The sequence below is a fragment of the Streptomyces globosus genome, assembly GCF_003325375.1.
Lineage (GTDB): Bacteria > Actinomycetota > Actinomycetes > Streptomycetales > Streptomycetaceae > Streptomyces > Streptomyces globosus_A.
This window is the reverse complement of the sequence record NZ_CP030862.1, coordinates 4728393-4754988: the sequence shown is the minus strand read 5'-3', so window position 1 is coordinate 4754988 and position 26596 is coordinate 4728393. Positions and strand designations below refer to the sequence as shown.

General features: G+C 71.9%; 24 protein-coding genes. 21 read left to right on the top strand and 3 right to left on the bottom strand.

Going from position 1 to position 26596, the window contains the following annotated elements:
- Nucleotides 1-25 precede the first annotated feature (25 nt).
- From ruvB to C0216_RS20975, 6 genes are all read left to right on the top strand, one after another.
- Entirely contained in the window at nucleotides 26-1084 is a 1059-nt protein-coding gene (ruvB, locus tag C0216_RS21000) for a Holliday junction branch migration DNA helicase RuvB (RefSeq protein WP_114056773.1), read from the top strand.
- Between the two features lie 164 nt (nucleotides 1085-1248).
- Complete coding sequence (gene yajC / locus C0216_RS20995; protein ID WP_114056772.1) at nucleotides 1249-1710, top strand: preprotein translocase subunit YajC; 462 nt, start codon at nucleotides 1249-1251, stop codon at nucleotides 1708-1710.
- Nucleotides 1711-1860: 150 nt separating this feature from the next.
- On the top strand, nucleotides 1861-3642 hold the full coding sequence (gene secD / locus C0216_RS20990) for a protein translocase subunit SecD (RefSeq protein WP_114056771.1): 1782 nt from the start codon (nucleotides 1861-1863) through the stop codon (nucleotides 3640-3642).
- A gap of 3 nt (nucleotides 3643-3645) precedes the next feature.
- Nucleotides 3646-4707 carry a protein translocase subunit SecF gene (gene secF / locus C0216_RS20985; protein WP_114056770.1) on the top strand — a complete coding sequence of 354 codons (1062 nt, stop codon included), beginning with the start codon at nucleotides 3646-3648 and terminating at the stop codon, nucleotides 4705-4707.
- Complete coding sequence (locus tag C0216_RS20980) at nucleotides 4704-5255, top strand: adenine phosphoribosyltransferase (RefSeq protein WP_114056769.1); 552 nt, start codon at nucleotides 4704-4706, stop codon at nucleotides 5253-5255. Before secF ends, C0216_RS20980 begins: the two co-directional genes overlap by 4 nt.
- 227 nt (nucleotides 5256-5482) lie before the next feature.
- Complete coding sequence (locus C0216_RS20975) at nucleotides 5483-7930, top strand: RelA/SpoT family protein (RefSeq protein WP_114056768.1); 2448 nt, start codon at nucleotides 5483-5485, stop codon at nucleotides 7928-7930.
- A gap of 72 nt (nucleotides 7931-8002) precedes the next feature.
- Here the strand turns inward: C0216_RS20975 and C0216_RS20970 are convergent, their stop codons facing one another.
- Both C0216_RS20970 and C0216_RS20965 read right to left on the bottom strand, forming a co-directional pair.
- Nucleotides 8003-9232, bottom strand: a complete 1230-nt coding sequence (locus C0216_RS20970; protein ID WP_114056767.1) for a DUF349 domain-containing protein — start codon at nucleotides 9230-9232, stop codon at nucleotides 8003-8005.
- Between the two features lie 189 nt (nucleotides 9233-9421).
- Nucleotides 9422-10204 (bottom strand): peptidylprolyl isomerase, encoded by a 783-nt coding sequence (locus tag C0216_RS20965; RefSeq protein ID WP_114056766.1) that lies wholly within the window; start codon nucleotides 10202-10204, stop codon nucleotides 9422-9424.
- Nucleotides 10205-10369: 165 nt separating this feature from the next.
- Between C0216_RS20965 and C0216_RS20960 the strand changes: the two genes are divergently transcribed.
- From C0216_RS20960 to C0216_RS20945, 4 genes are all read left to right on the top strand, one after another.
- Nucleotides 10370-11083 (top strand): MBL fold metallo-hydrolase, encoded by a 714-nt coding sequence (locus C0216_RS20960; protein ID WP_114056765.1) that lies wholly within the window; start codon nucleotides 10370-10372, stop codon nucleotides 11081-11083.
- 10 nt (nucleotides 11084-11093) lie between these two features.
- Nucleotides 11094-12353 (top strand): histidine--tRNA ligase, encoded by a 1260-nt coding sequence (gene hisS / locus C0216_RS20955; protein ID WP_114056764.1) that lies wholly within the window; start codon nucleotides 11094-11096, stop codon nucleotides 12351-12353.
- 198 nt (nucleotides 12354-12551) lie between these two features.
- Nucleotides 12552-13160 (top strand): vitamin K epoxide reductase family protein, encoded by a 609-nt coding sequence (locus C0216_RS20950; RefSeq protein WP_114058818.1) that lies wholly within the window; start codon nucleotides 12552-12554, stop codon nucleotides 13158-13160.
- 40 nt (nucleotides 13161-13200) lie between these two features.
- Entirely contained in the window at nucleotides 13201-14559 is a 1359-nt protein-coding gene (locus C0216_RS20945; RefSeq protein ID WP_114056763.1) for a replication-associated recombination protein A, read from the top strand.
- 80 nt (nucleotides 14560-14639) lie between these two features.
- On the opposite strand, the gene C0216_RS20940 is transcribed toward C0216_RS20945, so the two are convergent.
- Nucleotides 14640-15266, bottom strand: a complete 627-nt coding sequence (locus C0216_RS20940; RefSeq protein WP_428985446.1) for a DUF2470 domain-containing protein — start codon at nucleotides 15264-15266, stop codon at nucleotides 14640-14642.
- Between the two features lie 313 nt (nucleotides 15267-15579).
- On the opposite strand from C0216_RS20940, the gene rpsD reads away from it, so the two are divergent.
- The 11 genes from rpsD (at nucleotide 15580) to aroQ (ending at nucleotide 26514) form a co-directional block, all read left to right on the top strand.
- Nucleotides 15580-16191, top strand: coding sequence for a 30S ribosomal protein S4 (gene rpsD / locus C0216_RS20935; RefSeq protein WP_114056761.1), 612 nt, complete (start codon nucleotides 15580-15582; stop codon nucleotides 16189-16191).
- A gap of 199 nt (nucleotides 16192-16390) precedes the next feature.
- Nucleotides 16391-16822, top strand: a complete 432-nt coding sequence (locus C0216_RS20930; protein WP_114056760.1) for a DUF948 domain-containing protein — start codon at nucleotides 16391-16393, stop codon at nucleotides 16820-16822.
- Nucleotides 16823-16830: 8 nt separating this feature from the next.
- On the top strand, nucleotides 16831-17190 hold the full coding sequence (locus tag C0216_RS20925) for a DUF6167 family protein (protein ID WP_114056759.1): 360 nt from the start codon (nucleotides 16831-16833) through the stop codon (nucleotides 17188-17190).
- The gene (alaS, locus tag C0216_RS20920; protein WP_114056758.1) at nucleotides 17190-19859 is read left to right on the top strand and encodes an alanine--tRNA ligase; all 2670 of its coding nucleotides are present in this window, start codon (nucleotides 17190-17192) and stop codon (nucleotides 19857-19859) included. Before C0216_RS20925 ends, alaS begins: the two co-directional genes overlap by 1 nt.
- A 2-nt stretch (nucleotides 19860-19861) precedes the next feature.
- Nucleotides 19862-20332, top strand: coding sequence for a Holliday junction resolvase RuvX (gene ruvX, locus C0216_RS20915; RefSeq protein ID WP_114056757.1), 471 nt, complete (start codon nucleotides 19862-19864; stop codon nucleotides 20330-20332).
- 126 nt (nucleotides 20333-20458) lie between these two features.
- A complete protein-coding gene (gene mltG, locus C0216_RS20905) occupies nucleotides 20459-22228 on the top strand; it encodes an endolytic transglycosylase MltG (RefSeq protein ID WP_114056756.1) in 1770 nt (589 codons plus the stop codon).
- An 11-nt stretch (nucleotides 22229-22239) separates the two neighbouring features.
- On the top strand, nucleotides 22240-23067 hold the full coding sequence (locus tag C0216_RS20900) for a shikimate dehydrogenase (RefSeq protein ID WP_114056755.1): 828 nt from the start codon (nucleotides 22240-22242) through the stop codon (nucleotides 23065-23067).
- Nucleotides 23068-23289: 222 nt separating this feature from the next.
- Nucleotides 23290-24474, top strand: a complete 1185-nt coding sequence (gene aroC, locus C0216_RS20895; RefSeq protein ID WP_114056754.1) for a chorismate synthase — start codon at nucleotides 23290-23292, stop codon at nucleotides 24472-24474.
- Nucleotides 24471-24989: a shikimate kinase gene (locus tag C0216_RS20890; RefSeq protein WP_114056753.1), complete on the top strand. Its 519-nt coding sequence runs from the start codon at nucleotides 24471-24473 to the stop codon at nucleotides 24987-24989. Before aroC ends, C0216_RS20890 begins: the two co-directional genes overlap by 4 nt.
- Nucleotides 24986-26077: a 3-dehydroquinate synthase gene (aroB, locus tag C0216_RS20885; RefSeq protein ID WP_114056752.1), complete on the top strand. Its 1092-nt coding sequence runs from the start codon at nucleotides 24986-24988 to the stop codon at nucleotides 26075-26077. The genes C0216_RS20890 and aroB overlap by 4 nt, the downstream gene beginning before the upstream one ends.
- Entirely contained in the window at nucleotides 26074-26514 is a 441-nt protein-coding gene (gene aroQ / locus C0216_RS20880) for a type II 3-dehydroquinate dehydratase (RefSeq protein WP_114056751.1), read from the top strand. Before aroB ends, aroQ begins: the two co-directional genes overlap by 4 nt.
- Nucleotides 26515-26596: the final 82 nt, after the last annotated feature.

Below are 26596 nucleotides of genomic sequence, written 5' to 3'. Positions count from 1 at the left end.
CGCACCGAGAAGGCAGACTGACACCGTGAACTGGGACGACGACACCGACCGCATTGTCGCGCCGGCGGCGGACGGCGAGGACACCGCCGTCGAGGCGGCCCTGCGGCCGAAGGACCTCGGCGAGTTCGTCGGCCAGGAGAAGGTCCGCCAGCAGCTGGACCTCGTCCTGAAGGCTGCCAGGCAGCGCGGGGCCACCGCCGACCACGTCCTGCTCTCGGGCGCCCCCGGCCTCGGCAAGACCACCCTCTCGATGATCATCGCGGCGGAGATGGGCGCCCCGATCCGCATCACCTCGGGCCCGGCCATCCAGCACGCAGGCGACCTCGCCGCGATCCTCTCCTCCCTCCAGGAGGGCGAGGTCCTCTTCCTCGACGAGATCCACCGCATGTCCCGGCCCGCCGAGGAGATGCTCTACATGGCCATGGAGGACTTCCGCGTCGACGTCATCGTCGGCAAGGGCCCCGGCGCCACCGCGATCCCCCTGGAACTGCCCCCCTTCACCCTCGTCGGGGCGACCACCCGGGCCGGCCTCCTCCCGCCGCCGCTGCGCGACCGCTTCGGCTTCACCGGGCACATGGAGTTCTACGCCCCCGAGGAACTCGAAAGGGTCATCCACCGGTCCGCCGGACTCCTCGACGTGGAGATCGACCCGGCCGGTGCCGCCGAGATCGCCGGCCGCTCCCGCGGCACCCCCCGCATCGCGAACCGCCTGCTGCGCCGCGTCCGCGACTACGCCCAGGTCAGGGCGGACGGGGTGATCACCCGCGAGGTGGCCGCCACCGCCCTGCAGGTGTACGAGGTCGACGGGCGGGGCCTGGACCGGCTGGACCGGGCCGTGCTGGAGGCCCTGCTGAAGCTGTTCGGCGGCGGGCCCGTCGGCCTGTCCACCCTCGCCGTCGCCGTCGGCGAGGAGCGCGAGACCGTCGAGGAGGTCGCCGAGCCGTTCCTCGTCCGCGAGGGCCTCCTCGCACGCACTCCCCGCGGCCGGGTCGCGACCCCCGCCGCATGGGCTCACCTGGGACTTGTCCCGCCGCAGCACGGCGGGACCGGATCGGGCGGGCAGCAGGGCCTGTTCGGAGTGTGACGGCGCGGAGGTTGGCCCGGCCGGGAACTGCGGTGCCATGCTGGGCGTTGTTCCATCGGTGCGGACTCGCCTAGACTCCGCCGATGCCGACCCTTCGGGTCGGCGTGCCCACCCCCGTAGAAATAGGCCGTCTCCCGAGCGGTCGTGCGAAGGATCTCCGTCCCGTGAATCTCGTGACCCTCCTCCCGTTCATTGTGCTCATCGGGGCGATGTTCCTGATGACGCGCTCCGCGAAGAAGAAGCAGCAGCAGGCCGCGCAGATGCGCGACACCATGACGCCCGGTACCGGCGTCCGCACCATCGGCGGCATGTACGCCACGGTCAAGGAGCTCGGCGAGGACACCGTCACCCTCGAGGTGGCCCCCGGCGTCCACGCGATCTACGCGAAGATGTCCATCGCGGCGGTTCTGGAGGACGACGAGTACAACCGCATCGTCCACGGCACCGCGGCCCCGGCCGACGCGGACTCGCCCGTCGTCCCCGACGACATCTCGTCCCTGACCCGGGACGGGGCCGAGGCCCCGGAGACCGGCCCGGCGAAGCAGGACGCGGCCGAGGAGCCCAAGCTCGACCTGGGCAAGAAGGACGCCGACGGCAAGGCAGACGGCGAGGGCGGCGCGAAGTAACGCGCGGCCGGGACCGCGGGACCGCCCGACCGGCGGCCGCGCGGTCCCGCTTGTGACACTTCTGCGGGGGGCAGGGGTCCCCACCACACATTTCGTGGCCGTCCGCGCGCTGACCCGGCGCGGGACGGTTGGACAGGGAGAAACGACAAGGTGGCAGCACCGAAGAAGGGCCGGCGGCCCACGGGGGCGCAGGGGAGGCCGGGGCGCGCCCTGGCGGTCATCCTGATCGCGATGGTGGCGCTCACCGCGGGGATGTTCCTCACGAAGCAGACGACGCCCCGGCTCGGCATCGACCTCGCGGGCGGCACGAGCATCACGCTCAAGGCCAAGAGCGAGCCGGGCAAGCCGGACGCGATCAACGAGACCAACATGAACACGGCGGTCGGCATCATCGAGCGCCGCGTCAACGGTCTCGGCGTCTCGGAGGCCGAGGTCCAGACCCAGGGCCGCGACCACATCATCGTGAACATCCCCAAGGGGACGAACGAGAAGCAGGCCCGCGAGCAGGTCGGCACCACCGCCCAGCTCTACTTCCGACCGGTCCTGGCGTTCGCCGACGGCGCCCCTGCGGCGCCCGAGACCGCGCCGAGCCCGTCCGCCAGCCCCTCCGGCGCCCCCAAGGCCGAGGGCAGCTCCAAGCCCAGCGCGTCGGCAACCCCGTCGTCCAGCGCCACTTCCCAGGGCCGTGCGCTCAGCGAGGCCCTCAAGGCCCCCGCCGCCACGGCCTCTCCCTCGCCGTCGGCGAGCGAGTCGAAGAAGGCAGACGACAACAAGGCCGCCCCGTCCCCCGCCCCGACCCCGTCGGCCGCGGATGCGGCCGTGGCGGACCTCCAGGCCAAGTTCGCCGCACTGGACTGCACCGACGAGGCGCAGCGCGCCGCCGCCGGCAAGGAGGCCAAGCCCGAGGAGCCGACGGTGGCCTGCGGCCAGCGCGGCGACGCGTGGGGCAAGTGGATCCTCGGACCGGCCGGTGTCGCCGGTACGGACGTCAAGGACGCCAAGGGCGTCGTCGACCCGCAGCGCGGCATGTGGATCGTCACGATGGAGTTCACCGACAAGGGCGCCGACAAGTTCGCCAAGATCACCGGTGAGCTCGCCACCAAGCAGCCCCCGCAGAACCAGTTCGCGATCGTGCTCGACGGCCAGGTCATCTCCGACCCGTCCGTCAGCCAGGCGCTGACCGGCGGCAACGCCGAGATCTCCGGCGGCTTCACCCAGCAGTCCGCGCAGGACCTGGGCAACATGCTCTCCTACGGCGCCCTGCCGCTGTCCTTCCAGGAGGACAGCGTCACCACCGTCACCGCCGCGCTCGGCGGCGAGCAGCTGAAGGCCGGCCTCATCGCCGGCGCCATCGGCCTGTTCCTCGTGGTCGTCTACCTGCTCGTGTACTACCGGGGCCTGTCCCTGATCGCCATCGTCAGCCTGATGGTCTCCGCGATCCTCACGTACACGCTCATGGCGCTGCTCGGGAAGGCGATCGGCTTCGCGCTGAACCTGCCCGCCGTCTGCGGTGCCATCGTCGCGATCGGCATCACCGCGGACTCGTTCATCGTGTACTTCGAGCGCATCCGCGACGAGATCCGCGAGGGCCGCACCCTGCGCCCCGCCGTCGAGCGGGCCTGGCCGCGCGCCCGGCGCACCATCCTGGTGTCCGACTTCGTGTCGTTCCTCGCCGCCGCGGTGCTGTTCGTCGTCACCGTCGGCAAGGTGCAGGGCTTCGCCTTCACGCTCGGCCTGACCACCCTGCTCGACGTGGTCGTGGTGTTCCTCTTCACCAAGCCGATCATGACGCTGCTGGCCCGTACGAAGTTCTTCTCCAGCGGTCACCCCTGGTCCGGACTCGACCCGAAGCGGCTCGGCGCCAAGCCGCCGCTGCGCCGGTCCCGCCGCACCGGCCCCGTCACCGCTCCCGTCGACGCAAAGGAGGCGTGAGAGATGTCGAAGCTGGGAGATCTCGGCGCCAAGCTGTACCGCGGCGAGGTCGGGTACGACTTCGTCGGCAAGCGCTTCGTCTGGTACGGCGTTTCCATCCTGATCACCATCACGGCGATCGTGGCCCTGGCCGTCCAGGGCCTCAACATGGGCATCGAGTTCAAGGGCGGTGCCGTCTTCACGACCGGCAAGACCACCGTCTCCGACACCAAGGCCCGTGAACTCGCCAAGGAGGCCTCCGGCCACGAGGCGATCGTGCAGAAGCTCGGCAACGGCACGCTGCGCATCCAGATCGCGAGCCTGGACACCGACTCCGCCGCCGACGTCAAGAGGGAGCTGGCGACCGGCCTGAAGATGCCGGAGCAGGACATCAACGCGGACCTGGTCGGCCCGAGCTGGGGCGAGCAGATCGCGAACAAGGCCTGGACCGGCCTCGGCGTCTTCATGATCCTCGTGGTGATCTACCTCGCCATCGCCTTCGAGTGGCGGATGGCGGTCGCCGCGCTGATCGCCCTGATCCACGACCTCACGATCACCGTCGGCATCTACGCCCTCGTCGGCTTCGAGGTCACCCCGGGCACCGTGATCGGTCTGCTGACCATCCTCGGCTACTCCCTCTACGACACCGTCGTCGTCTTCGACGGACTGAAGGAGAGCTCGAAGGACATCACGAAGCAGACCCGCTACACCTATGGCGAGGTCGCCAACCGCAGCATCAACGGCACCCTGGTGCGCTCCATCAACACCACGGTCGTCGCACTGCTGCCGGTCGCCGGCCTGCTGTTCATCGGCGGCGGCTTCCTGGGCGCGGGCATGCTGAACGACATCTCGCTGTCGCTGTTCGTCGGCCTCGCGGCCGGCGCGTACTCCTCGATCTTCATCGCGACCCCGCTGGTCGTCGACCTCAAGGAGCGCGAGCCGGCGATCAAGGCCCTGCGCAAGCGGGTCCTCGCCAAGCGGGCCGCAGGCGCGGCCAAGGGCGGCTCCGCCGAGGACGAGGAGTCGTACGGCTCGGGCGAGGCCCCGCAGATCGTGGCGCAGGGCCGGGCGGAGCGGCGCCGGTGAGCCCGGCGGCCGCCGAGGTCCGCGAGCTGCTGCTCGCCCGGATCAAGGACATCCCGGACTACCCGAAGCCGGGCGTGGTGTTCAAGGACATCACGCCGCTGCTGGCCGACCCGCTGGCGTTCGCCGCGCTGACGGACACCCTCGCGGGCCTGGCCGCCCGCTACGGAGCCACGAAGATCGTCGGCCTGGAGGCGCGCGGCTTCATCCTCGCGGCCCCCGTCGCCGTGCAGGCGGGCGTCGGCTTCGTCCCCGTCCGCAAGGCCGGCAAGCTGCCGGGCGCGACCCTCGCGCAGGCCTACGAGCTGGAGTACGGCACCGCGGAGATCGAGGTGCACGCCGAGGACCTGAGGCCCGGCGACCGGGTCATGGTCATCGACGACGTCCTGGCCACCGGCGGCACCGCCGAGGCCTCGCTGTCGCTGATCCGCCGGGCCGGCGCCGACGTCGCCGGTGTGGCGGTGCTCATGGAGCTGTCCTTCCTGACCGGCCGCGCGCGGCTGGTGGAGGGTCTGGCCGGCGCACCGCTGGAAGCGCTGCTCACCATCTGACGGGCGCGCACGACGCCCCCCGTCCGCCGAGCGGCGGGTTTCCCCGGGCCTTGCCGGGGAACCCGCCGCTCCGCCGTTTCCGGGCCGCTCCGACCCGGGCCGGGCGTACGCCGCCCGGGCCGGGGAACGGGCCGGCGGAACCCTCGCTACCATTGGTTATCCGGACCTGACCGGGGCACCGGATCCTCCCCCGGACTCCGCCCGGGGGGACGCCCAGAGGAGCGCTCTTGCCAGACGAGGTCCAGCCACTCTCCGCCGCGCAGCCCGACCCGCAGGCCGACCGTGCCGCGGCGCCCCCCGCCACGCCCCCGCCGGCGCCGCCCGCCAAGCCCGCGAAGCCCGCGCACACCCGGCCCGCGCCGGCGAAGTCCGCAGGGTCGTCCAACCGCGTCCGGGCCCGGCTCGCCCGCCTCGGCGTCCAGCGTTCCAACCCGTACAACCCGGTGCTGGAACCCCTCCTGCGCATCGTCCGCAGCAACGACCCCAAGATCGAGACGGCCACGCTGCGGCAGATCGAGCAGGCGTACCAGGTCGCCGAGCGCTGGCACCGAGGCCAGAAGCGCAAGAGCGGCGACCCGTACATCACCCACCCGCTCGCGGTGACCACGATCCTCGCCGAGCTCGGCATGGACCCGGCCACCCTGATGGCCGGCCTGCTCCACGACACCGTCGAGGACACCGACTACGGGCTGGAGGACCTGCGGCGCGACTTCGGCGACGCGGTCACCCTCCTCGTCGACGGCGTCACCAAGCTGGACCGGGTCAAGTTCGGCGAGGCGGCACAGGCCGAGACCGTCCGCAAGATGGTCGTCGCCATGGCGAAGGACCCGCGCGTCCTCGTCATCAAGCTCGCCGACCGCCTGCACAACATGCGCACCATGCGCTACCTCAAGCGGGAGAAGCAGGAGAAGAAGGCCCGCGAGACCCTGGAGATCTACGCCCCGCTCGCCCACCGCCTGGGCATGAACACGATCAAGTGGGAGCTGGAGGACCTCTCCTTCGCGATCCTCTACCCCAAGATGTACGACGAGATCGTCCGGCTGGTCGCCGAGCGCGCCCCCAAGCGGGACGAGTACCTCGCCGTCGTCATCGACGAGGTCCAGACCGACCTCCGGGCGGCGCGCATCAAGGCCACCGTCACCGGCCGCCCCAAGCACTACTACAGCGTCTACCAGAAGATGATCGTCCGCGGCCGCGACTTCGCGGAGATCTACGACCTGGTCGGCATCCGCGTCCTCGTCGACACCGTCCGCGACTGCTACGCGGCACTGGGCACCGTCCACGCCCGCTGGAACCCGGTTCCGGGGCGGTTCAAGGACTACATCGCGATGCCCAAGTTCAACATGTACCAGTCGCTCCACACCACGGTCATCGGCCCGGGCGGCAAGCCCGTCGAACTGCAGATCCGCACCTTCGACATGCACCGCCGCGCCGAGTACGGCATCGCCGCGCACTGGAAGTACAAGCAGCAGACCGTCGCCGGAGCCTCCAAGATCCGCACGGACGTCCCGCAGGCCGCCAAGGGCACCGCCGGACAGGACACCGTCAACGACATGGCCTGGCTGCGCCAGCTCCTCGACTGGCAGAAGGAGACCGAGGACCCCGGCGAGTTCCTCGACTCGCTGCGCTTCGACCTCTCCCGCAACGAGGTCTTCGTCTTCACCCCGAAGGGCGACGTCATCGCCCTGCCCGCCGGGGCCACCCCCGTCGACTTCGCGTACGCCGTCCACACCGAGGTCGGCCACCGGACCATAGGCGCCCGCGTCAACGGCCGCCTCGTCCCCCTGGAGTCCACCCTCGACAACGGCGACCTCGTCGAGGTCTTCACCTCCAAGGCCGAAGGCGCCGGACCGTCCCGCGACTGGCTCGGCTTCGTCAAGTCGCCGCGCGCCCGCAACAAGATCCGCGCCTGGTTCTCCAAGGAGCGCCGCGACGAGGCCATCGAGCACGGCAAGGACGCCATCGCACGGGCCATGCGCAAGCAGAACCTGCCGATCCAGCGCATCCTGACCGGCGACTCCCTCGTCACCCTCGCGCACGAGATGCGCTACCCCGACATCTCGTCCCTCTACGCCGCGATCGGCGAGGGCCACGTGGCCGCGCAGGGCGTCGTCCAGAAGCTCGTCCAGGCCCTCGGCGGCGAGGAGGCGGCCAACGAGGACATCGAGGAGAGCGTCCCGCCGTCCCGCGCCCGCACCAAGCGGCGCGGCAGCGCCGACCCGGGCGTGGTCGTCAAGGGCGTCGACGACGTGTGGGTCAAGCTCGCCCGCTGCTGCACCCCCGTGCCCGGCGACCCGATCATCGGGTTCGTCACCCGCGGCAGTGGCGTATCGGTTCACCGCGCGGACTGCGTCAACGTCGACTCGCTCTCCCAGCAGCCCGAGCGGATCCTCGAAGTCGAGTGGGCGCCCACCCAGTCCTCGGTCTTCCTCGTCGCCATCCAGGTCGAGGCCCTGGACCGCTCCCGCCTGCTCTCGGACGTCACCCGGGTCCTGTCGGACCAGCACGTGAACATCCTCTCCGCGGCCGTCCAGACCTCCCGCGACCGGGTGGCCACCTCCCGGTTCACCTTCGAGATGGGCGACCCGAAGCACCTGGGACACGTCCTGAAGGCCGTGCGCGGCGTCGAGGGCGTCTACGACGTCTACCGCGTCACCTCGGCCCGCAGGCCGTAGCACCGCCGGACACGGGCGAGCCCCGGTACGCGGTGCGTACCGGGGCTCGCCGCTGTTCCGGGGCTTCGCGCCTCAGCCGCCGAACTCCTCCAGGCCCTTCAGCGCCTGGTCCAGCAGCGCCTGCCGGCCCTCCAGCTCACGCGCCAGCTTGTCGGCCTTCGCGTTGTTGCCCGCCGCGCGCGCCGCGTCGATCTGCGCACGCAGCTTGTCGACCGCCGCCTGGAGCTGGCCCGTCAGGCCGGCCGCACGGGCCCGCGCCTCCGGGTTCGTCCGGCGCCACTCGCCCTCCTCGGCCTCCTGGATCGCCCGCTCGACGGCGTGCATGCGGCCCTCGACCTTGGCCCGGGCGTCCCGCGGCACGTGGCCGACGGCCTCCCAGCGCTCGTTGACCGACCGGAACGCGGCCCGGGCCGCCTTCAGGTCCGTCACGGGGACGAGCTTCTCGGCCTCCTCGGCCAGCTCCTCCTTCAGCCTGAGGTTCTCCACCTGCTCGGCGTCGCGCTCGGCGAACACCTCGCTGCGCGCCGCGAAGAACACGTCCTGCGCACCGCGGAAACGGTTCCACAGGTCGTCCTCGGCCTCGCGCTGCGCCCGGCCCGCCGCCTTCCAGTCGGCCATCAGCTCGCGGTACCGCGCGGCCGTCGGACCCCAGTCCGTCGACCCCGACAGCGCCTCCGCCTCGGCGACCAGCTTCTCCTTCACCTTGCGGGCGTCCTCGCGCTGCGCGTCCAGTGCGGCGAAGTGCGCCTTGCGGCGCTTGGAGAAGGCGGAGCGGGCGTGCGAGAAGCGGTGCCACAGCTCGTCGTCCGACTTGCGGTCCAGCCGCGGCAGGCCCTTCCAGGTGTCCACCAGGGCGCGGAGCCGCTCGCCCGCCGAGCGCCACTGGTCGCTCTGCGCCAGCTCCTCGGCCTCGGCCACCAGGGCCTCCTTGGCCGTGCGGGCCTCGTCGGCCTGGCGGGCCTTCTGCGCCCGGCGCTCCTCGCGCCTCGCCTCGACCGTCGCGACCAGCTTGTCCAGCCGGACGCGCAGCGCGTCCAGGTCGCCGACGGCGTGGTGCTCGTCCACCTGCGTGCGCAGGTGGTCGATCGCCGTCTGCGCGTCCTTGGCGGACAGGTCGGTGGTCCGCACCCGCCGCTCGAGGAGGCCGATCTCGACCACCAGGCCCTCGTACTTGCGCTCGAAGTAGGCCAGGGCCTCCTCGGGGGTGCCCGCCTGCCACGAGCCGACGACCTTCTCCCCCTCGGCAGTACGCACGTACACGGTGCCCGTCTCGTCGACGCGGCCCCACGGGTCGCTGCTCACAGCGCCTCCTCCACCTGATGCCTGCAAAGGGGGTCACCCCCTGGGCATCGTCCACAGTTTCCTCGGGCGGGCAGCACCCGCCCTGCACAACGCCAACATAGGCGACCGCCGGGCCGGCTGTCCGCATCCCGCACGACGAATATCGCCGCACGGGCGCGGGGCCGGCCGGACGCGGCGCCGCCGCCCCCGTCAGTTCCGGGTGACGGTGCCCTTCTCGATGGTCACCGGGGTCTTCGGGGCCCCGTCCTGGCCGCCGTCTGCGGTGCCCGCCTTGGCGACCTCCTCCAGCGCCTTCATGCCCCCCGCGTCGATCCTGCCGAACGGCGTGTACGAGGGCGCCAGCGGGCTGTCCTTGTAGACCAGGAAGAACTGGCTGCCGCCGCTGTTCGGCCGGCCCGTGTTCGCCATCGCCACCGTGCCCGCCGGGTAGACCACCTGGCCCTGCTCGTTCGGCTTGCCCAGCGCGTCCAGGTTCTCGTCCGCGATCGTGTAGCCCGGGCCGCCCATGCCGGTCCCCTCCGGGTCGCCGCACTGGAGCACGTAGATCCCCGAGGTGGTCAGGCGGTGGCACTTCGTGTTGTCGAAGAAGCCCTTGTCCGCCAGCGCCTTGAACGAGTTGACGGTCTCCGGAGTCTTGGCCGCGTCCATCTCGACCTTGACCTCACCCGCGCTCGTCTTCAGCGCGAAGGTGTACTTGGCCTTCTGGTCGATCGCCATCGCGGGCGCCGGGGATGCCTTCGGGCTCGCCGACGCCGTCGGGTCCGCCGCCGGGTCCGCCGCCCCGTCCTTCTTGCCGGAGTCGAACACCCCGCCCACCACCAGGCCGACCAGCGTCGCGGCCACCACGGCCGCCGCCGCGCCCGTGATGACCGCCCGCTGCCGCGCCTTGCGCCGGGCCTCGGCGCGCCGCTTCTGCTGACGCTCGAACTTCTCCCTGGCGAGCTGTCGCCGCCGCTGATCGCTCGTGACCACCGGGTCGTCTCCTTGTGCGTGTCTGGTACCGCTGTCCGGGCACGGTATGGCCGTACCGTATATGGGTTCGCTGTGGAACGAGCCGCGCCGGTAGGCTCTGAGCAGCAGCATTGGCGGACAACCACCGCAGCTGCAGCTCCCGCCGGACGAAGAATGAGGACGAACGTGCTGATTGCCGGGTTCCCCGCCGGGGCCTGGGGGACCAACTGCTACGTGGTCGCCCCCGCCGCAGGCGAGGAGTGCGTGATCATCGACCCGGGCCACCAGGCCGCCCAGGGCGTCGAGGAGACCCTCCGCAAGCACCGCCTCAAGCCCGTGGCCGTCGTCCTCACCCACGGCCACATCGACCACGTGGCCTCCGTCGTCCCGGTGTGCGGAGCGCACGACGTGCCGGCCTGGATCCACCCCGAGGACCGCTACATGATGAGCGACCCGGAGAAGGCCCTCGGCCGCTCCATCGGGATGCCGCTCATGGGCGAGCTGGCCATCGGCGAGCCGGACGACGTCCGCGAGCTCACCGACGGCGCCGGGCTGAAGCTCGCCGGCCTCGACTTCACGGTGGCGCACGCGCCCGGCCATACCAAGGGGTCGGTGACCTTCCGGATGCCCGAGCAGGCGGACATCCCGCCGGTGTTCTTCTCGGGCGACCTCCTCTTCGCCGGCTCCATCGGACGCACCGACCTGCCCGGCGGCTCCCACGCCGAGATGCTCGAGTCGCTGGCCCGCGTGTGCCTGCCGCTCGACGACTCGACCGTGGTGCTGTCCGGCCACGGTCCCCAGACCACCATCGGCCGCGAGCGCGCGACCAACCCGTACCTGCGGGAGGTTGCCGCCGGCCTGGCAGCGGACCCCACGGCCGCTCCACGACGAGGAATGTGACGAGACTTTCGTGAGCACCTTCAAGGCCCCCAAGGGCACGTACGACCTGATCCCGCCCCGCTCGGCCAAGTTCCTGGCGGTCCGCGAGGCCATCGCCGCGCCCCTGCGCAACTCCGGCTACGGATACGTGGAGACCCCGGGCTTCGAGAACGTCGAGCTGTTCTCCCGCGGCGTCGGCGAGTCCACGGACATCGTGTCCAAGGAGATGTACACCCTCACGACCCGCGGGGGCGACAAGCTCGCGCTGCGCCCCGAGGGCACTGCGTCCGTGCTGCGCGCGGCCCTGGAGGCCAACCTCCACAAGCAGGGCAACCTGCCGGTCAAGCTCTACTACTCCGGTTCGTACTACCGCTACGAGCGCGCCCAGGCCGGCCGCTACCGCCACTTCTCGCAGGTCGGCGCCGAGGCGATCGGAGCCGAGGACCCCGCCCTGGACGCCGAGCTCATCATCCTGGCCGACCAGGCCTACCGCTCGCTGGGGCTGAAGAACTTCCGGATCCTGCTGAACTCCCTGGGCGACAAGGAGTGCCGTCCCGCGTACCGCGAGACCCTCCAGGCCTTCCTGCGCGGGCTCGACCTGGACGAGGAGACCCTCCGCCGCGCCGAGATCAACCCGCTGCGGGTCCTCGACGACAAGCGGCCCGAAGTCCAGAAGCAGCTCGCCGACGCCCCGCTGCTGCGCGACTACCTCTGCGACGCGTGCAAGGCGTACCACGAGGAGGTGCGCGCGCTCGTCACCGCGGCCGGCGTCGTCTTCGAGGACGACCCGAAGCTGGTCCGCGGGCTGGACTACTACACCCGCACCACCTTCGAGTTCGTCCACGGTGGCCTGGGCTCGCAGTCCGCGGTCGGCGGCGGAGGCCGCTACGACGGCCTGTCCGAGATGATCGGCGGCCCGGCACTGCCGTCAGTGGGCTGGGCGCTCGGCGTGGACCGCACCGTCCTGGCCCTGGAGGCCGAGGGCGTCGAGCTGGACATCGCCCGGACCACCGATGTCTTCGCCGTCGCGCTGGGCGACGCGAAGCCGACCGTGTTCGGCCTGGTCACCGAGTTGCGACGGGCCGGAGTGTCCGCGGACATGTCGTACGGCGGCAAGGGCCTCAAGGGCGCCATGAAGGACGCCAACCGCTCGGGCGCCCGCCTCGCCGTCGTCGCGGGGGACCGCGACCTCGCCGAGGGCGTCGTCCAGCTCAAGGACATGGAGTCCGGCGAGCAGACGGCCGTCCCGCTGGACGCCCTGGTCGAGAGCGTGCGCACGAAGCTCGCATGATGTGTCGAGGCCGGACGGCGACTGCCGTCCGGCCTCGAACCCCGCGAGGGCGGGGAGCATGCGCCGGCGTTCGTCTCGAAGGCGTACATTTCCGGGTCATCCCCGCACCGTCGGGGAGCAGCTGACCGGACAACGACCGGGGCCGCACGCGGTTACCGCCCGGAGGGCCGCACAGGACCGTGCGGCAGAATGCAGCGCATGACGACGACTACAGGCGACAAGACCGTGCGGACCGTCGGCGCGAGCAGGGCCCTGGCCTGGCTGCTGGTGATCACCGGCGCGGCCGGGCTGCTGGCGGCCTGGGTGATCACGATCGACAAGTTCAAGCTGCTGGAGGACCCGAACTTCACTCCCGGGTGCAGCCTGAACCCCATCGTCTCCTGCGGCAACATCATGAAGAGCGAGCAGGCGTCGGTGTTCGGCTTCCCGAACCCGATGCTCGGGCTCGTCGCCTACGGCATCGTGATCTGCGTCGGCATGAGCGTCCTGGCCGGCGCCCGCTTCCGCCGCTGGTACTGGCTCACCTTCAACGCCGGCACCCTCTTCGGCGTCGTCTTCTGCGCCTGGCTGACGTACCAGTCGCTGTACAGCATCAGCGCCCTCTGCCTGTGGTGCTGCCTGGCCTGGGTCGCCACCATCCTGATGTTCTGGTACGTCACCGCGCACAACGTCCGCGAGGGACTGCTGCCGGCGCCGGCCTGGCTGCGGAACTTCCTCGACGAGTTCACCTGGGTGCTGCCGGTGCTGCACATCGGGATCATCGGCATGCTGATCCTGACCCGCTGGTGGGAGTTCTGGACCTCCTGAGCCCGCCCGGGCTGTCGGCGCGAGCGCATAGGCTTCCCGTGTGGAACCAGACCTGTTCACCGCCGCAGCCGAAGACCGCGCGGAGAAGGACCCGGCGGCCTCCCCGCTCGCCGTCCGGATGCGCCCGCGCAACCTGGACGAGGTCGTCGGGCAGCAGCACCTGCTGAAGCCGGGCTCGCCGCTGCGGCGGCTCGTCGGCGAGGGTGCGGGCGGCCCGGCCGGTTCCTCGTCGGTGATCCTGTGGGGCCCGCCCGGCACCGGCAAGACGACCCTGGCGTACGTGGTGAGCCAGGCGACGAAGAAGCGCTTCGTGGAGCTGTCCGCGATCACCGCCGGAGTCAAGGAGGTCCGGGCCGTCATCGAGGGCGCCCGGCGCGCCGCCGGCGGCTACGGCAAGGAGACCGTCCTCTTCCTCGACGAGATCCACCGCTTCAGCAAGGCGCAGCAGGACTCGCTGCTCCCGGCCGTCGAGAACCGCTGGGTGACCCTGATCGCGGCGACGACCGAGAACCCGTACTTCTCGGTGATCTCCCCCCTGCTGTCGCGCTCGCTGCTGCTGACGCTGGAGCCGCTCTCCGACGGGGACCTGAGCGGGCTCCTGCACCGGGCTCTGGCCGAGGAGCGGGGGCTCGGCGGCGCGGTGTCGCTGCCGGAGGACGCCGAGGCGCACCTGCTGCGGATCGCGGGCGGGGACGCCCGGCGGGCGCTGACGGCGCTGGAGGCGGCCGCGGGGGCGGCCCTCGCCAAGGGCGAGGACGAGATCACGCTGGGGACGGTGGAGGAGACCGTCGACCGGGCTGCCGTGAAGTACGACCGGGACGGCGACCAGCACTACGACGTGGCGAGCGCCCTGATCAAGTCGATCCGCGGCTCCGACGTGGACGCGGCCCTGCACTACCTGGCGCGGATGATCGAGGCGGGGGAGGACCCGCGGTTCATCGCGCGGCGCCTGATGATCTCGGCGAGCGAGGACATCGGGCTGGCGGATCCGAACGCGCTGCCGCTGGCGGTGGCCGCGGCGCAGGCGGTCGCGATGATCGGCTTCCCGGAGGCGGCGCTGACCCTGTCGCACGCGACGATCGCGCTGGCGCTGGCCCCGAAGTCGAACACGGCGACGACGGCGATCGGCGCTGCCCTCGCGGACGTGCGGGCCGGCCTGGCCGGAACGGTGCCCGCACACCTGCGGGACGGGCACTACAAGGGCGCGGCGAAGCTCGGGCACGCGGTGGGGTACGTGTACCCGCACGACGTGCCGGGGGCGATCGCGGCGCAGCAGTACGCGCCGGACGCGGTGCACGGCAGGCGGTACTACGAGCCGACGCGGTACGGCGCCGAGGCGCGCTACGCGGACGTGGTGGAGAAGGTCCGCGAGCGGCTCCGCGGCGCGGGCGGCGCCTGACCGGGCGCCGCAGCCCCGGCGGGGGAGTGCCTCGCCCCGTGCCGGGCGTCGCTTCCCGGTGGGCCCCGCCGGTCACGGCACTATCGGCCGGCCGCGGCGAAGAGGTGGTGCATCGCGCGGCGCAGGCCGCACACGTCGCGGACCGGGGCAGGGAAGTCGAAGCGGGCGTCGAAGGAGGAGGAGGCCGCGGCGCCGGGGCGGCTGAAGCGGACGCGCAGGCCGAGGCGGTCCAGGGCCAGCGGGACGGCGGTGAGGGTGCCGTCCTGGCGGGGGCCCAGCAGGGAGCCGAGGTCGGCGACGCGGTCGCGGTGGGCGGCGGCGAGGTGCTGGAGGAGTTCGGTCTCGTGGTCCAGGAGGGGGTCGGGCTCGGCTGCGGCGAGCTCGTCGGGGTCGACGTGCTCGGCGCCCCACAGGTCGTCGACGGAGATCTCGCCGACCTCCAGGCGCAGCAGCGCCCATCCGGGGCGGGAGTCCAGGCCGAGGAGTCCGCCGACGGGGCGGCGCTCGGCGAGGAGGGCGACGCAGGCGGCGCGCTCGGCCGCGGGGACCTGCGTCAGCCACCCGGCGAGCCACGCGCGGCCTCGGATACGATGGGGGACGGACACCGGCGCCACATCCGTGATCTCGATCACGGCGGTGAGGTCGTCGTCCTGGGCGTGAGCGGCTGCCCTGGCAGCCGCGGATTCCCCTGGTACCAGGAGAAGCACGTCCCCGTCCGGGGTGGCGGTCCGCGCGGCCGGCACCCCTGTCCACCACTCTCCCTGGTCGTGAGCACCCGGCAGCGTGAGGGATACTGAGGCGTTGGACTCTACGAGGGTTCGTACGCGTTCGGCTCCGGTGAGCTGCCGAACGCCTTCCCTGGGACGCGGCTGACCTTGTTCATCGTCGTCGAAAGCGGATTCCGGTTGATGGGAATCCGAACTCCGATGCGCTCTGGGCAGGGGGATCCCATGCGGTCGAGACATTACGTCCTCCTCGATAAGGTAAGCCTCACCTAACTTACATGGAGGTAGGTTCCCCGTGAACCAGAAGCGACCCAAGGTCAAGAAGTCGCGTGCACTCGGCATCGCCCTGACGCCGAAGGCCGTCAAGTACTTCGAGGCCCGCCCCTACCCGCCGGGCGAGCACGGCCGTGGCCGCAAGCAGAACTCGGACTACAAGGTCCGTCTGCTCGAGAAGCAGCGTCTGCGCGCCCAGTACGACATCTCCGAGCGCCAGATGGCCCGCGCCTACGACCGCGCCAAGAAGGCCGAGGGCAAGACGGGCGAGGCGCTGGTCGTCGAGCTCGAGCGTCGCCTCGACGCCCTGGTCCTGCGTTCGGGCATCGCCCGCACCATCTACCAGGCCCGCCAGATGGTCGTCCACGGCCACATCGAGGTCAACGGCGCCAAGGTCGACAAGCCGTCGTTCCGTGTCCGCCCGGACGACGTCATCACCGTGCGCGAGCGCAGCCGCGAGAAGGTCCCGTTCCAGATCGCCCGCGAGGGCGGCTACGCAGGTGAGGGCGAGACCCCGCGCTACCTGCAGGTCAACCTGAAGGCCCTGGCCTTCCGCCTGGACCGCGACCCGAACCGCAAGGAGATCCCGGTCATCTGCGACGAGCAGCTCGTCGTCGAGTACTACGCCCGCTGATCCAGCGGACGGAAGGCTCACAGCCGGTCAGCCCGCCGGCTCCCCCTCGGGGGAGCCGGCGGGCTTCCTGCTTGACGGCCTCAGGCCCCCCGCGGCGCTGCCCCCGCCCGGTATTCCGGTGCGGCGGCGGATCTCCGGCGCGATAGGGTCGGAGGACGACTTTCCGACGTAGCGACCAACATGCAGAGAGCGGTGCAACGTGTCCGGTGGAGAGGTGGCCGGGATCCTCGTGGCCGTCTTCTGGGCCATCCTCGTCTCCTTCCTCGCCGTGGCGCTGGCGAGGCTGGCGCAGGTGCTCAAGGCGACCACCAAACTGGTGGCCGACGTGACCGAGCAGGCCGTCCCCCTGCTCGCCGACGCCTCCACCACCGTCCGCTCCGCGCGCACCCAGCTCGACCGGGTCGACGCCATCGCGAGCGACGTCCAGGAGGTCACGTCGAACGCCTCCGCCCTGTCCTCCACCGTGGCCTCCACCTTCGGCGGCCCGCTCGTGAAGGTCGCGGCCTTCGGCTACGGCGTCCGCAAGGCCCTGGGCAGGACCCAGGACGGGGCGCCTGGCACCGCCGAACGGCGTACCGTGATCGTTGGCCGCACGGTGCCGGCCGCGCGGCGCCGCAAGCAGAAGGGCTGAGAGAGCCGATGTTCCGCCGAGCCTTCTGGTTCACCGCAGGCGCAGCCGCCGGCGTGTGGGCCACCACCAAGGTCAACCGCCGGCTGAAGCAGCTGACGCCGGAGAGCCTCGCCGCGCAGGCCGCCGACAAGGCCGTCGAGGCCGGCCACCGGCTCAAGCACTTCGCCCTCGACGTCAAAGCGGGAATGTCGCAGCGCGAGGACGAGCTGAACGACGCACTGGGGTTGTGCCGGTCCGAAGAAGGCACAGCCCGGCCCGACAACGTCACCGCCCTCCCCGGGCCGCGGCGGCTGCAGGCCATCGAGAACCCGCAACGCACCATCCACCGACCGAACTTCTCCCACATCAACCGGAATGAGGACCACTGATGGAGTCGGCTGAAATCCGCCGCCGCTGGCTGAGCTTCTTCGAGGAGCGCGGTCACGCCGTTGTCCCTTCGGCGTCGCTCATCGCGGACGACCCGACTCTGCTGCTGGTCAACGCGGGCATGGTCCCGTTCAAGCCGTACTTCCTCGGTGAGACCAAGCCCCCGGCCCCGCGGGCCACCAGCGTGCAGAAGTGCGTCCGCACCCCGGACATCGAAGAGGTCGGCAAGACGACCCGCCACGGCACGTTCTTCCAGATGTGCGGCAACTTCTCCTTCGGCGACTACTTCAAGGAAGGCGCCATCAAGCTCGCCTGGGAGCTGCTGACCACCCCGGTGGCGGACGGCGGCTACGGGCTGGAGCCGGAGAAGCTCTGGATCACCGTCTACCAGGACGACGACGAGGCCGAGCAGATCTGGCGCGACGTGGTCGGCGTCCCCGCCGAGCGCATCCAGCGCCTGGGCAAGAAGGACAACTTCTGGTCCATGGGCGTCCCCGGCCCCTGCGGCCCCTGCTCCGAGATCAACTACGACCGCGGCCCCGAGTTCGGCGTCGAGGGCGGCCCCGCCGTCAACGACGAGCGGTACGTGGAGATCTGGAACCTCGTCTTCATGCAGTACGAGCGGGGCGCCGGCGACGGCAAGGAGGACTTCCCGATCCTCGGCGACCTGCCGTCGAAGAACATCGACACCGGTCTCGGCCTCGAACGCCTGGCGATGATCCTCCAGGGCGTGCGGAACATGTACGAGACCGACACCCTGCGCGTCGTCATGGACAAGGCCACGGAGCTGACCGGGGTCCGCTACGGCGCCGCCCAGGAGACCGACGTCTCGATGCGCGTGGTCGCCGACCACATGCGCACCTCCGTCATGCTCATCGGCGACGGCGTCACCCCCGGCAACGAGGGCCGCGGCTACGTGCTGCGCCGCATCATGCGCCGCGCCATCCGCAACATGCGCCTCATGGGTGCGACGGGCCCGGTCGTCAAGGAGCTGCTGGACACCGTCATCGACACGATGGGGCAGCAGTACCCGGAGCTGATCACCGACCGGCAGCGCATCGAGACCGTCGCGCTCGCCGAGGAGGCCCGCTTCCTGAAGACCCTCAACGCCGGCACCAACGTCCTCGAAGGCGCCATCACCGAGACCAAGGCCGGCGGCGGCACGGTCCTGGCCGGCGACAAGGCGTTCCTGCTGCACGACACGTGGGGCTTCCCGATCGACCTGACCCTGGAGATCGCCGCCGAGCAGGGCCTGACCGTCGACGAGCCCGGCTTCCGCCGCCTGATGCAGGAGCAGAAGGACAAGGCCAAGGCCGACGCGAAGGCCAAGAAGACCGGCCACGCGGACGTCGCCGCCTACCGCGAGATCGCCGACTCGGCGGGCGGCACGGAGTTCACCGGCTACGCCACCAACCAGGGCGAGGCCACCATCGTCGGCCTGCTCGTCAACGGCGTGTCCTCCCCGGCGGCCTCCGAGGGCGACGAGGTCGAGGTCGTCCTGGACCGCACCCCCTTCTACGCCGAGGGCGGCGGCCAGCTCGCCGACCAGGGCCGCATCAAGCTCGACTCGGGCGCCGTCATCGAGGTCCGCGACGTCCAGCAGCCGGTCCCCGGCGTCTCCGTCCACAAGGGCTCCGTCCAGGTCGGCGAGGTGACCGTCGGCGCCTCCGCCTACGCGGCGATCGACGTCCGGCGCCGCCGGGCCATCGCCCGCGCCCACTCGGCGACCCACCTGACCCACCAGGCGCTCCGCGACGCCCTCGGCCCGACGGCCGCGCAGGCCGGCTCGGAGAACAGCCCGGGCCGCTTCCGCTTCGACTTCGGCTCCCCGAACGCCGTTCCCGGCTCGGTCCTCACCGATGTCGAGCAGAAGATCAACGACGTGCTCTCGCGCGAGCTGGACGTCACCGCCGAGATCATGAGCATCGACGAGGCGAAGAAGCAGGGCGCCATCGCCGAGTTCGGCGAGAAGTACGGCGAGCGGGTCCGCGTCGTGACCATCGGCGACTTCTCCAAGGAGCTGTGCGGCGGCACGCACGTCGGCAACACCGCCCAGCTCGGCCTGGTGAAGCTGCTCGGCGAGTCCTCCATCGGCTCCGGCGTGCGGCGCGTCGAGGCGCTGGTGGGCGTGGACGCGTACAACTTCCTCGCCAAGGAGCACACGGTCGTCGCCCAGCTCCAGGAGCTGGTCAAGGGCCGCCCCGAGGAGCTGCCGGAGAAGATCGCCTCCATGCTCGGCAAGCTGAAGGACGCCGAGAAGGAGATCGAGAAGTTCCGCGCGGAGAAGGTCCTCCAGGCCGCCGCCGGCCTCGCGGAGAACGCCCAGGACATCCGCGGCGTCGCGCTCGTGGTGGGGCAGGTCCAGGACGGCACCGGCGCCGACGACCTGCGCAAGCTGGTCCTCGACGTCCGCGGCCGCATCCAGGGCGACCGCCCGGCCGTCGTCGCGCTGTTCACCGTCGCGGGCGGCCGCCCGCTGACCGTGGTCGCCACCAACGAGGCCGCCCGCGAGCGCGGCCTGAAGGCCGGCGACCTGGTCCGCACGGCCGCCAAGACCCTCGGCGGCGGCGGTGGCGGCAAGCCCGACGTCGCCCAGGGCGGCGGCCAGAACCCGGACGCCGTGCCGGAGGCCATCGCCGCGGTCGAGCGCCTCGTCGTCGAGACGGTCTGACGATGGCACTGCGCCGCGGACGCCGTCTCGCCGTCGACGTCGGGGACGCCCGGATCGGGGTCGCGACCTGCGACCCCGACGGGGTGCTGGCCACACCGGTGGAAACCGTGCCCGGCCGGGACATCCCCTTCGCCCACCGGCGGCTGCGGCAGCTCGTGGAGGAGTACGAACCCCTGGAGGTCGTGGTCGGCCTGCCCCGCTCGCTCAGCGGGCGGGAGGGGCCGGCCGCGGCCAAGGTGCGCGCCTTCGCCGCCGAACTGGCCAAGGGCGTCAAGCCCGTTCCCGTCCGCCTCGTGGACGAGCGGATGACGACGGTCACCGCCGCCCAGGGGCTGCGGGCCTCCGGGCGGAACGCCAGGAAGGGGCGGTCGGTGATCGACCAGGCCGCCGCCGTGGTGATCCTTCAGAACGCTCTTGAGACCGAACGGGTATCGGGTAATCCGCCCGGCGAGTGCGTCGAAGTGGTTGTCTGATCGCGGTACGGTAACGTTCCGCGAGACGCGGCGGCATTCGAACAGCCGTCGCCCACCACTTCAGAGGCGGAACCGGGTGCCTGGCGGCCGTTGCCGGGTACTCCGTCTCGCGGCTCTAGGGGATCCATGACTGAGTATGGCCGGGGCTCTGGCCCCGAACCGTGGCACCCGGAGGACCCCCTCCACGGGGACTCCGGGTGGAGCGGGCACGAGGCCCAGCAGGGCCGGATGCCGTTCGGCGGGGTCCCGCAGCACCAGTACCCACAGGAGCCGCAGCACCAGCAGTACCTCCAGCAGGAGCAGTACCCGGGGCAGACGCAGGGCTACCCGCAGCAGCCCCAGCCCCACCAGCAGATGCCGGTGCAGCAGCCCGCCTACGACGGCGGCGGGCAGGCCTGGGACACGGCCCACGGCGGCTACGCCGGAGCCCCGCAGGCCGCCCAGGCCTACCCGGGCACCGGGCAGTACCCAGGGGCCGCCGAGGGCTACCCGGCGGCCGACGGCTACCCGCAGGCCGACCCGTACCCGGCGCCGGACCCGTACGCGGGCGCTGACCCCTACGCGCAGCAGCCGGTCGGCGGCTACCCGGGGGAGGCCCCGGACCTCTACGGCACCCCGGAGGCCTACCCGCCCCCGAAGCCCCCCGGCCGCCGCGATCCGGAACCCGGTGCGGAACCGGAGGACGACGAGCCGGACGAGGACTCGGCCCTGTCCGACAGCGGCCGCGACGGCGACGACAACGACCGCGACGCCGGATCCGGCGGCGGACGCCGCGCCGGCCGTTCCAAGGGGAAGGGCAAGGGGAAGCCGAAGCGGAGCGGCGCCGCCTGCCTCGTCGCGGCCCTCGTCATCGCCGGTGTCGTCGGCGGCGGCGGGTACTACGGCTACAGCTACCTCAAGGCCCGCTTCGGCAGCGCAGAGGACTACGCGGGCTCCGGCAACGGCGAGAGCGTCGAGGTCGAGATCCCGAACGGCGCGACCGTCGCCCAGATGGGGTCGATCCTCAAGGAGGCCGGCGTCGTCGCCAGCACGCAGGCCTTCGTCGACGCCGCCACCGCGGACAAGCGGAGCACCGGCATCCAGCCGGGGACGTACACGCTGCAGAAGAAGATGTCGAGCGCGTCCGCCATCGCGGTCCTCGTCGACCCCTCCAAGCTCAACGTCCTCACGATCCCCGAGGGCAAGCGCGCCGTCGACGTCTACAAGATGATCGACAAGAAGCTCGGCAAGCCGGAGGGCACCACCGCCCAGATCGCGCAGCAGCAGGCGAAGAACCTCGGCCTGCCCGCGTGGGCCGTGAGCACCAGGAAGGTGCGCGACCCGCTGGAGGGCTTCCTCTACCCGACGCGCTACGACCTGTCGAAGGAGAGCACGCCCGAGTCCCTGCTCAAGCAGATGGTCAAGAACGCGAACGACAAGTACGCGGCGCTCGGCCTGGAGGGCAAGGCCAAGGAGCTGGGCCTGGCGAACCCGTACGAGCTCGTCATCGTCGCGAGCCTGGTGCAGGTCGAGGGCAACAAGCACGACGACTTCCGCAAGATGTCCGAGGTCATCTACAACCGCCTGAAGCCGTCGAACACCGCCACGAACCAGAAGATCGAGTTCGACTCGACGATCAACTACATCAAGGGCACCAGCAACATCAACGTCAGCCGCGAGGAGACGCGGAGGATCGACGACCCGTACAACACCTACCGCTACGCCGGGCTCCCGCCCGGCCCCATCAGCAACCCGGGCGACGAGGCCGTCAACGCCGCGCTCGACCCGGACAAGGGCGGCTGGATGTTCTTCGTGTCCATCGACGGCAACACCACCACCTTCACCAAGACGTTCGCGGAACACGACAAACTGGTGGCGGAGTTCAACGAACGCCAGAAGAAGAAGTCGGGCGGGTAGGTAGGTAGCAGATGTCACGCATACGGGCCGCGGTGCTGGGTTCCCCCATCGAGCACTCCCTCTCACCGGTGCTGCACCGCGCCGCCTACCGGGAGCTCGGCCTCGCCGACTGGTCGTACGACCGCTTCGACCTCGGCGAGGCCGCACTCGCGGACTTCCTGGCGGGCCTCGGCCCCGAGTGGGCCGGGCTGTCCCTGACCATGCCGCTCAAGCGCGCGGTCATCCCGCTGCTCGACGCGATCAGCGACACCGCAGCCGCCGTCGAGGCCGTCAACACCGTCGTCCTGACCGCGGACGGCCGCCGCCTCGGCGACAACACCGACATCCCGGGGATCATCGCCGCCCTCCACGAGCGCGGTGTCGACAAGGTCGACACCGCCGCGATCCTCGGCGCCGGAGCCACCGCCTCCTCCGCGCTCGCCGCCCTCGGGCGGATATGCACCGGCGAGGTCACCGCCTACGTCCGCTCCCGCGCCCGCGCCGACGAGATGCTCCGCTGGGGCGAGCGGCTCGGCGTCGCCGTCCGCACGGCCGACTGGGCGGACGCCTCCCGCGCCCTCACCGCCCCCCTGGTCATCGCCACCACGCCCGCCGGGGCCACCGACCGGCTCGCCGCCGACGTCCCCGACGCGCCCGGCACCCTCTTCGACGTCCTGTACGACCCCTGGCCGACCGCCCTCGCCGCCGCCTGGTCGGCCCGCGGCGGCCGCCTCCTGGGCGGCCTCGACCTCCTCGTCCACCAGGCCGTCCTCCAGGTGGAGCAGATGACCGGCCGCACCCCCGGCCCGCTCGCCGCGATGCGGGCCGCCGGCGAGGCCGCCCTGCGGGCCCGCCACTGACGTCCCTCGCTGCCGCACCCCGCCCTACCTGATGCACTGTGCCGCCCGGTGTTGCCCCCGCCGGGCGCTGCGGCCAGGGTGGGCCGGGTGGACCGCCCGTCCCGCCAGCTGGACCGGGGGGCGGTGCACCGGCCCGGACGTGGGAGGATCGGGTAAAGGCGGGTCCGGGCCGCGCACCCGGCCGCGCCGCCGCTGTACCAGGCGCGAGCATGAGGAGCATCGTTGAGCAGGTTGCGTTGGCTGACCGCCGGGGAATCGCACGGTCCGGCGCTGGTGGCGACGCTGGAGGGGCTTCCCGCCGGCGTCCCGGTGACCACGGAGCTGGTCGCCGACCACCTGGCGCGGCGCCGGCTCGGGTACGGGCGCGGCGCGCGGATGAAGTTCGAGCAGGACGAGGTCACCTTCCTCGGCGGCGTGCGCCACGGCCTGTCGCTGGGCTCCCCGGTCGCCGTCATGGTGGGCAACACCGAGTGGCCCAAGTGGGAGAAGGTCATGTCGGCCGACCCCGTCGACCCCTCGGAGCTGAAGGAGACCGGCCGCAACGCGCCGCTCACCCGGCCCCGCCCGGGCCACGCCGACCTGGCCGGCATGCAGAAGTACGGCTTCGACGAGGCCCGGCCGATCCTGGAGCGCGCCAGCGCCCGTGAGACCGCCGCCCGCGTCGCCCTCGGCGCCGTCGCCCGCTCCTTCCTGAAGGAGGCCGCCGGCATCGAGATCGTCAGCCACGTCGTCGAACTCGCCGCCGCCAAGGCCCCGTACGGCGTCTACCCCACCCCGGCCGACGTCGAGAAGCTGGACGCCGACCCGGTGCGCTGCCTCGACGCGGACGCCTCGAAGGCGATGGTCGCCGAGATCGACCAGGCCCACAAGGACGGCGACACCCTCGGCGGCGTCGTCGAGGTCCTCGCCTACGGAGTCCCCGTCGGCCTCGGCTCGCACGTCCACTGGGACCGCCGCCTGGACGCCCGCCTCGCGGCCGCGCTGATGGGCATTCAGGCCATCAAGGGCGTCGAGGTCGGCGACGGCTTCGACCTGGCCCGCGTCCCCGGCTCCAAGGCGCACGACGAGATCGTCGCCACCCCCGAGGGCATCAAGCGGACCTCCGGCCGCTCCGGCGGCACCGAAGGCGGCCTGACCACCGGCGAGCTGCTCCGCGTCCGCGCCGCGATGAAGCCCATCGCGACCGTCCCGCGCGCCCTGGCCACCATCGACGTCGCCACCGGCGAGGCGGCCGCCGCGCACCACCAGCGCTCCGACGTGTGCGCCGTCCCCGCGGCCGGCATCGTGGCCGAGGCCATGGTCGCCCTGGTCCTCGCCGACGCCGTCGTGGAGAAGTTCGGCGGCGACTCGGTCGCCGAGACCCGCCGCAACGTGCAGTCCTACCTCGACAACCTGCACATCCGGTGACCGGCGGACCCCTGGTCGTCCTCGTCGGCCCCATGGGCTCCGGCAAGTCCACCGTCGGCGGGCTCCTCGCCGACCGGCTCGGCGTCCCCTACCGGGACACCGACGCCGACATCGTCGCCGCCGAGGGCCGGGCGATCGCCGACATCTTCGTCGACGAGGGCGAGCCGCACTTCCGCGAGCTGGAACGGCAGGCGGTCGCCGCGGCCGTCGCCGAGCACACCGGAGTGCTCGCCCTCGGCGGCGGCGCCGTCCTCGACGCGGGCACCCGCGCCCTGCTGGCCGGACTGCCCGTCGCCTACCTGTCGATGGACGTCGAGGAGGCCGTCCGGCGGGTCGGCCTCGGCGCCGCCCGCCCGCTGCTCGCCGTCAACCCGCGCCGGCAGTGGCGCGAGCTGATGGAGGCCCGCCGCCCCCTGTACACCGAAGTCGCACGCGTCGAGGTCGCCACCGACGCGCGCACCCCCGAAGAGGTCGCCCAGGCGGTCCTCGACGCACTGGAGTTGAAGGACGTATGACAGACCAGGTGACGCGGATCCACGTCGGCGGCAGCGCCGGCCACGACCCGTACGACGTGCTGGTCGGCCGGCAGCTGCTCGGCGAGCTCGGCGGGCTGATCGGCACCAGGGCCCAGCGGGTCGCCGTGATCCACCCCGAGGCGCTCGCCTCCACCGGCGAGGCGCTGCGCGACGACCTGGCCGAGCAGGGCTACGAGGCCATCGCCATCCAGGTGCCGAACGCGGAGGAGGCCAAGACCGCCGAGGTCGCCGCCTACTGCTGGAAGGCGCTCGGCCAGTCCGGGTTCACCCGCACCGACGCCATCGTCGGCGTCGGCGGCGGCGCCACCACCGACCTGGCGGGCTTCGTCGCGGCCACCTGGCTGCGCGGGGTGCGCTGGATCGCCGTGCCGACCACCGTCCTCGCGATGGTCGACGCGGCCGTCGGCGGCAAGACCGGCATCAACACGGCCGAGGGCAAGAACCTCGTCGGCGCCTTCCACCCGCCCGCGGGCGTCCTGTGCGACCTGGCCGCCCTCGACTCGCTGCCGGTCAACGACTACGTCAGCGGCCTCGCCGAGGTCATCAAGGCCGGGTTCATCGCCGATCCCGCCATCCTCGACCTGATCGAGGCCGACCCGGCCGCCGCCCGCACCCCGGACGGCCCGCACACCGCGGAGCTCATCGTCCGCTCCATCCAGGTCAAGGCGGACGTCGTCTCCAGCGACCTCAAGGAGTCGGGCCTGCGGGAGATCCTCAACTACGGCCACACCCTGGCCCACGCCATCGAGAAGAACGAGCGCTACAAGTGGCGCCACGGCGCCGCCGTCTCCGTCGGCATGGTCTTCGCCGCCGAGCTCGGCCGGCTCGCCGGACGCCTCGACGACGCCACCGCCGACCGGCACAAGGAGATCCTCGCCTCCGTCGGCCTGCCGCTCACCTACCGCGGCGACCAGTGGCCCAAGCTGCTCCAGACCATGCAGGTCGACAAGAAGTCCCGCGGCAGCCTGCTGCGGTTCATCGTCCTCGACGGGCTGGGCAAGCCGACCGTCCTGGAGGGCCCCGACCCGGCCCACCTGATCGCCGCCTACGGCGAGGTCTCGGCATGAGCCGCCGGGTGCTGGTGCTCAACGGCCCCAACCTCGGCCGGCTCGGCTCCCGCGAGCCCGACGTGTACGGGGCCACCTCGTACGCCGGGCTCGTCGAGACGTGCCGGGAGCTGGGCGCGGAGCTCGGCTTCGACGTCGAGGTCCGCGAGACCAACGACGAGGGGGAGCTGATCCGCTGGCTCCACGAGGCCGCCGACGGGAAGATCCCCGTGGTCATCAACCCCGGGGCGTTCACGCACTACTCGTACGGCATGCGGGACGCGGCTGCGCAGCGCACCGCCCCGCTGATCGAGGTGCACATCTCGAACCCGTACGCCCGCGAGGAGTTCCGGCACACCTCGGTCATCGCGGCGGTCGCGACCGGCACCGTGGCGGGCTTCGGCATCGGCTCCTACCGGCTCGCCCTGCGCGCCCTCGCGGAGGAAGCCGACCGCTGAGGCGGGCTCCGGTGGGCGGCGCCGCGCCCGCAGTCATATAACGTTCTCGCATCAGTCGGTGGAACGAGACGGAGTGGCAGCG

Coding starts and splice junctions, on each gene's coding strand:
- secF (WP_114056770.1), top strand. CDS start 3,646: ATGTCGAAGCTGGGAGATCTCGGCGCCAAGCTGTACCGCGGCGAGGTC.
- C0216_RS20950 (WP_114058818.1), top strand. CDS start 12,552: ATGACGACGACTACAGGCGACAAGACCGTGCGGACCGTCGGCGCGAGC.
- C0216_RS20925 (WP_114056759.1), top strand. CDS start 16,831: ATGTTCCGCCGAGCCTTCTGGTTCACCGCAGGCGCAGCCGCCGGCGTG.
- alaS (WP_114056758.1), top strand. CDS start 17,190: ATGGAGTCGGCTGAAATCCGCCGCCGCTGGCTGAGCTTCTTCGAGGAG.
- ruvX (WP_114056757.1), top strand. CDS start 19,862: ATGGCACTGCGCCGCGGACGCCGTCTCGCCGTCGACGTCGGGGACGCC.
- mltG (WP_114056756.1), top strand. CDS start 20,459: ATGACTGAGTATGGCCGGGGCTCTGGCCCCGAACCGTGGCACCCGGAG.
- C0216_RS20900 (WP_114056755.1), top strand. CDS start 22,240: ATGTCACGCATACGGGCCGCGGTGCTGGGTTCCCCCATCGAGCACTCC.
- aroB (WP_114056752.1), top strand. CDS start 24,986: ATGACAGACCAGGTGACGCGGATCCACGTCGGCGGCAGCGCCGGCCAC.
- aroQ (WP_114056751.1), top strand. CDS start 26,074: ATGAGCCGCCGGGTGCTGGTGCTCAACGGCCCCAACCTCGGCCGGCTC.